The organism is Actinoplanes sp. NPDC048791, assembly GCF_040650095.1.
Classification (GTDB): domain Bacteria; phylum Actinomycetota; class Actinomycetes; order Mycobacteriales; family Micromonosporaceae; genus Actinoplanes.
This window is the reverse complement of record NZ_JBEZGQ010000608.1, coordinates 1-5212: the sequence shown is the minus strand read 5'-3', so window position 1 is coordinate 5212 and position 5212 is coordinate 1. Positions and strand designations below refer to the sequence as shown.

Here is a 5212-nt window from a genome sequence, read left to right as displayed (position 1 = left end):
CGGCAGGCCGCGGCGATGGTCGCCCACGCCCGGTGGATGTACACCAGCGCGCTGGCCCGGACCGAGAGCCGCGGCATGGCCCGGCGCCAGGAGTTCCCGGACCTCGATCCGGCCCAGCACCGCCGGCTCACGGTCGGCGGCCTCGACGAGCTGTGGGTCCGGCCCGAGCCGCTGCCGGCCCCGCGCCCGGAACTGGCGGTGGCGTCATGATCGAGGTCGTCTCGGCTTCCCGGTGTGTCACCTGCGACGTGTGCATCGCGGTGTGCCCGACCAACGTCTTCGACCGCGGCGCCGACGGCGTACCGGTCATCGCCCGGCAGAGCGACTGCCAGACCTGCTTCATGTGCGAGGCGCACTGCCCGGCCGACGCCCTGTTCGTCGCCCCGCTGACCCACCCCGCGCCACCGGACTCGCCGCTGCGCGACGAGGACCACGTCACGGACACCGGCCTGCTCGGCAGCTACCGCAAGGAGCTCGGCTGGGGCCGTGGCCGCAAGTCCGGCGCCCGGACCGCCGTCGGCCCCGAACTGGGCCGCGCCCGGATCACCCCCGCACCCGTACCCGCCCAAGGAGAATGACCGATGCGTACGAGAACCCTGCTGGCCGTCGCCACCGCCGCGCTGCTGGGGCTGGCCGGCTGCGGCGGCGAGCCGTCCGAGGCCGCCGGCCCCGGCGACACCTTCACCCTGCGCATCGGCGCGATCGGCAACGGCAACAAGCTGTCCGGCCCGGTCGGCTACCTCAACAGCAAGAACGGCCTGGTCCCGGCGCTGTCGTCGCTCGGCGTCACCGGCGTCAAGGTCGTCACCTTCCCGAACGGCCCCGACCTCAACCAGGCGCTGGCCGCCGGCGAGCTCGACCTGGCCACGTACGGCGACACCCCGGCCCTGGTGGCCCGGGGTGCCAAGCAGCCCACCCGGCTGATCGCCCAGTCCCAGATCAACCTGGACGCCGGCATCCTGGCCAAGAAGTCCGGCGGCCCGACCTCGCTCGCCGGGCTGGCCGGCAAGAAGGTGGCGGTGCAGACCGGCTCGTACATCCACCGCTACCTGCTGGGCGCGCTCGGCGACGCGGGCGTCAAGCCGGCCGAGGTCATCCACATCTACAGTGCGGACGTCGAGGCGGCGCTGGAACGCGGGGACGTGGACGCCGCGGCCGTACCGATCGCCAACGTGGAGGCGCTGAAGGCCAAGGGCTACCCCCTGATCACGCTGGCGTCCAAGGACCACCGCCAGTACCTGGGCACCAGCTCCACAGTGGTCACCGAGAAGTTCCTCAAGGCGCAGCCGGGCATCGTGTCCGCGTGGCAGCAGGCCCAGCGCGACGCCACCACCAGGGCCAAGGCCGACTGGCCGGGCTTCCTGGCGTACACGGTGAGCATCAACGGCTTCCCGCCGAAGATCGTGGAGGCCTCCACCCACGCCGACCAGTGGCCGGCGGAGCCCTTCACACCCGAGGGGCTGGCGCTGCTCAAGGGGACCAAGCAGTTCCTGGTGGAGCAGAAGTTCATCCGTACCGACTTCAACCTGGACGACTGGATCGTGGCGCAGTCCTGAGCTTCCTTCCAGCGCCGCTCACAGGTCGCGGCGCTGGAAGGCCAGGGCGGACAGGCCGAGCACGACCGCCACCCACAGGGCGGCCCAGGCCAGGTAGGTGGTGGTGAGCGGGGCCACGCTCAGGAACGGCGAGTCCTCGAACGCCGGGAACTGCGACAGGGCCGGGTGCTGGAACGCGTGCATCGCCCCGCGCCACAGGCCGTCGGTGGGCAGCAGCATCCGCGACACCGTGCCGACACCGGCCATGCCCTCGTTGCCGAACGCCTCGCCCACCATGCCGACCACGCCGGCGATCCAGGTGGCGCCGAACAGACCGACCGCCACGATGCCCGACGCCATCGGGGAGATCACGGTGGACAGCAGCAGGCCCAGGGTCAGCAGCACCGTGGTCTGCGCCGCCAGCAGGGCCAGGCCGGTGGCCGGTTGCGGGGGCCAGTAGCCCACGGTGATCCGGACGATGAGGAGCTGCCCGAGTCCGGCCACGACCACGAAGCCGCTGCCGAAGGCGACCAGGCCCAGCCACTTGCCGAGCAGGACGGCCGAGCGGCGCACCGGCCGGGTCATGACGGCCAGCGCGATGCCGGACTCGATCTCCCCGGCCAGGGTGGGGCCGGCCAGGAACGCCGTACCGAGCGCGGCGATCAGGCTCAGTCCGAACATCACCAGGTTGAGCACCGTGGAGGCGGCGATCCGGGCCTCCCCGGTGGTGAGCGTGCCGAACTCCGAGTCCAGCCGGTAGAACCCCCAGGCGCTCAGCGACAGCAGCACGACCGTCATCACGACGAGCGAGCGCAGCACCCGCCGGCGCAGGGCCTCCTGCAGCGTGAGCACGGCCAGGGTCAGGACGGTACGGGCGATCATCGGTGGTCCCCTCCGGTGCCGGCGCGCAGGATGTCCAGCAGTCGTTCCTCGAGGCTGATCCGGGCCGGTTCGACGGCGTGCACGCGGACCCCGAGGTGGACCAGTTCGGCCACCAGGTCGGGCACCATCATGGCGCTCTGCTCGGCCGGCAGCGTCACCGTGTACGAGTCGCCGCTGCGGGTCAGGGGCCCGGCGGCGGCCAAGCGAGCCTCCGCCTGGGCGCTGACCTCGTCGAGCCGCAACCGCAGCTCGCGCTGACCGAGCAGCTCGGCGAGGGTGCCGGAGGCCGCCACCCGGCCCTTGTCGAGGATGACGACCCGGTCGCAGACCCGTTCCACCTCGCCGATGAGGTGCGAGTTGAGCAGCACGGCGACCCGGCGTTCCTTGAGGGAGAGCAGCAGGTCCCGGACGTCGGCCCGGCCGATCGGGTCCAGCGCGCTGGTCGGCTCGTCGAGCAGCACCAGCTCCGGGCGGGCCACCAGCGCGACGGCCAGCCCGAGGCGCTGCTGCATGCCCTTGGAGAAGCCACCGACCCGGTCCCCGGCGCGGTCGGCCAGACCGACCAGGGCCAGGCACTCGCGTTGTTCCCGTACCGGCACCGCGGCACCGGCGAGCCGCACGTGCAGGGCGAGCACCTCGGCGGCGCTGAGCCAGGGCTGGTAGCGGAACAGCTCCGGCAGGTAGCCGACGCGGGCGCGGGCCTGCGGGTCCGTACCCGGGCGACCCAGCAGCAGCACCTCCCCCGCGTCCGGCCGGACCAGGCCGAGCAGGATCTTGATGACGCTGGTCTTGCCGGCGCCGTTGGGTCCCAGCAGGCCGAGCACCTCGCCGCGGCCCACGGTGAAGGACACGTCGTCGACAGCGGTCTGTTTGCGGTAGCGCTTGCGCAGGCCGGAGCACCACACGGCCGGCGTGGGCGGCAGGTCGGCGAGCACCCGCTCGGCGGTGACCACGGGTTCGGTGGTCACCGCTGCCCCAGCCCGCGGGCCACCGAGACCACCTCGTCGGCGCTCAGTGAGCCGGCCACCGCGGTGACGACGCCGTCCTTCACCCAGACCACGGCAGTGATCAGCCCGTCCCGGGAGGCCAGCACGGTGGCGGGCGCGCCCCCGACGTTGGTGGCGGAGCTGGTCAGGTACTGCGAGTTCACCGGCAGCGGCAGTGTCGTCGCGTCGCCGGTGTAGCCGCGCAGTTGCGACGCGACGCTCGCGGGCATACCCGGCAGGGACAGCAGGTAGTCCACGGCCGTCCGGAACGGGATCCCCGCCGAGTAGGCGGTGGGTGCGACGACGCGGGCCACGATCAGCGCCGGTACGCCCCGCGCCTCGGACCACACCCCGGCGACGCCCGGACCCGCGCTCAACCGGAACTGACTGCCGTCGAGACCAGCGGGAGGCGGCGGCAGCGTCCTGCCCGTCGCGGCGGCGGTCCGGGCCGCCTTGTCGGCGGAGAAGGTGAACACCGCGTTCACCCGGCCACCGACCTGGTACACCGGTTGTCCCGTCACGCCCCGGGGCAGCTCGCGCACCCGTGGGACGGCCAGCCCCGAGGCCTTCTCCGCGGCGTCGGCGTCGGCGACCTGACGGACCTTCACCTCCTGGGTGATCTCGACCTTGCCGTACGCGTCCAGGTCGGGCAGGGCGACCAGGTCGGCCTGGCTGAGCGTCACGGGGGCGAGCTGCTCGGTCCGGAAGATCTGCAGCCAGTCGGCGGCGGCCGCGGCGCTGGCCCCACCGAGCAGGGCGACCGCGGCGAAGGCGGCGACCACCGGCTTGCGCAGCGCCGTACGCCACCGCGAGGCGGTGGCCGGCTGCCGGTGGGGCTTGTCGATGGCGACCGCCTGCGACAGGCGGGACCATCCCGCGTCCACGTCTACGGTGACGTCGACGTCCAGCGCCGCCCGGGTCAGCTGCGCGTCCCGCTCGGCGGTGGCGAGCCCGGACCGGCAGGCCGGGCAACCGGCGACGTGCTCACGATCGGCGTCGGCGACACCGGCCGGCTCGTCCAGCAGCCGGCGCAGCGTGCCGTCAGTCGGATGACGCATGACGGTTCAACTCCTTGCGTAGGGCGGATTCGGCGCGTCGCACGGTGGTGCCCACGCTGCCGGGGGAAAGATCCAGGGCGGCCGCCACCTCGGCGTAGCTGAGGCCGCTGTGCCGCAGCACCAGGGCCACGGCGTGCTTGCGAGGGAGCCGGGCCAGTGCCGAGCGCACCCGGCGGCGCTCCTCGAGGGTCACGACGGTCTCGGCGACATCGGGCCAGACGGCGCCGTCGTCACCGGCGGCCTCCTCCCGGGCGGCACGTCGCCGGCTGGAGCGCAGATGGTTGAGCGCCGTGTGCGCCGCGGCGACGGACAGCCAGCCCACCGCCTCCCCGGCCGGCACCGCGGAGCGCCCGAAGGTCAGGAACACCTCCTGGGCCACATCCTCGGCCTCGTCCCGCGAACCGAGCACCCGGGCGGCGACCGCGACGACCCGCGGATAGGCGCTGCGGAAGACCTGTTCGAGGTCGGCTCGCACGGCACCCCGTACCGAAGGAGTCGACACCGCCTCGCCACCCTCTCGCCCGGCCGGCCTGACGAGCTTCACATCTTGCTCCACATCTACAGAGCACCGCCGGTGCCGCGGATGTGACACCCGGATCCGCCCCACCTCGATCGTGTCCGGCCGGGGTCCGGCGCGCAGGACTTCCCGGCCGGCCCGGGACACTGCGAGAATGCCGGCATGGATGACACAAAGACGGACACGCGGGACGACCCGGACGCCGGCCCCGCGATGGGCCGGCGGACCTTCTTC

General features: G+C 73.3%; 6 protein-coding genes and 1 pseudogene. 3 read left to right on the top strand and 4 right to left on the bottom strand.

The features are described from left to right. The 3 genes and pseudogenes from AB0C29_RS32480 to AB0C29_RS32470 form a co-directional block, all read left to right on the top strand. A pseudogene (locus AB0C29_RS32480) lies at window positions 1-210 on the top strand (pyridine nucleotide-disulfide oxidoreductase); the annotation flags it as partial. Further along, window positions 207-578 carry a ferredoxin family protein gene (locus AB0C29_RS32475; protein WP_360828307.1) on the top strand — a complete coding sequence of 124 codons (372 nt, stop codon included), beginning with the start codon at window positions 207-209 and terminating at the stop codon, window positions 576-578. The pseudogene AB0C29_RS32480 and the gene AB0C29_RS32475, both read left to right, overlap by 4 nt. Window positions 579-581: 3 nt before the next feature. Further along, window positions 582-1556, top strand: coding sequence for an ABC transporter substrate-binding protein (locus AB0C29_RS32470; protein WP_360828305.1), 975 nt, complete (start codon window positions 582-584; stop codon window positions 1554-1556). Between the two features lie 18 nt (window positions 1557-1574). Here the strand turns inward: AB0C29_RS32470 and AB0C29_RS32465 are convergent, their stop codons facing one another. The 4 genes from AB0C29_RS32465 to AB0C29_RS32450 are packed head-to-tail and all read right to left on the bottom strand — an operon-like array spanning window position 1575 to window position 5005. Beyond that, entirely contained in the window at window positions 1575-2417 is an 843-nt protein-coding gene (locus AB0C29_RS32465) for an ABC transporter permease (protein ID WP_360828303.1), read from the bottom strand. Then, entirely contained in the window at window positions 2414-3385 is a 972-nt protein-coding gene (locus AB0C29_RS32460; RefSeq protein WP_360828301.1) for an ABC transporter ATP-binding protein, read from the bottom strand. The genes AB0C29_RS32465 and AB0C29_RS32460 overlap by 4 nt, the downstream gene beginning before the upstream one ends. Then, window positions 3382-4461: a hypothetical protein gene (locus AB0C29_RS32455; protein WP_360828298.1), complete on the bottom strand. Its 1080-nt coding sequence runs from the start codon at window positions 4459-4461 to the stop codon at window positions 3382-3384. Before AB0C29_RS32455 ends, AB0C29_RS32460 begins: the two co-directional genes overlap by 4 nt. Continuing rightward, window positions 4445-5005 (bottom strand): sigma-70 family RNA polymerase sigma factor, encoded by a 561-nt coding sequence (locus tag AB0C29_RS32450; RefSeq protein WP_360828296.1) that lies wholly within the window; start codon window positions 5003-5005, stop codon window positions 4445-4447. Before AB0C29_RS32450 ends, AB0C29_RS32455 begins: the two co-directional genes overlap by 17 nt. Window positions 5006-5212: the final 207 nt, after the last annotated feature.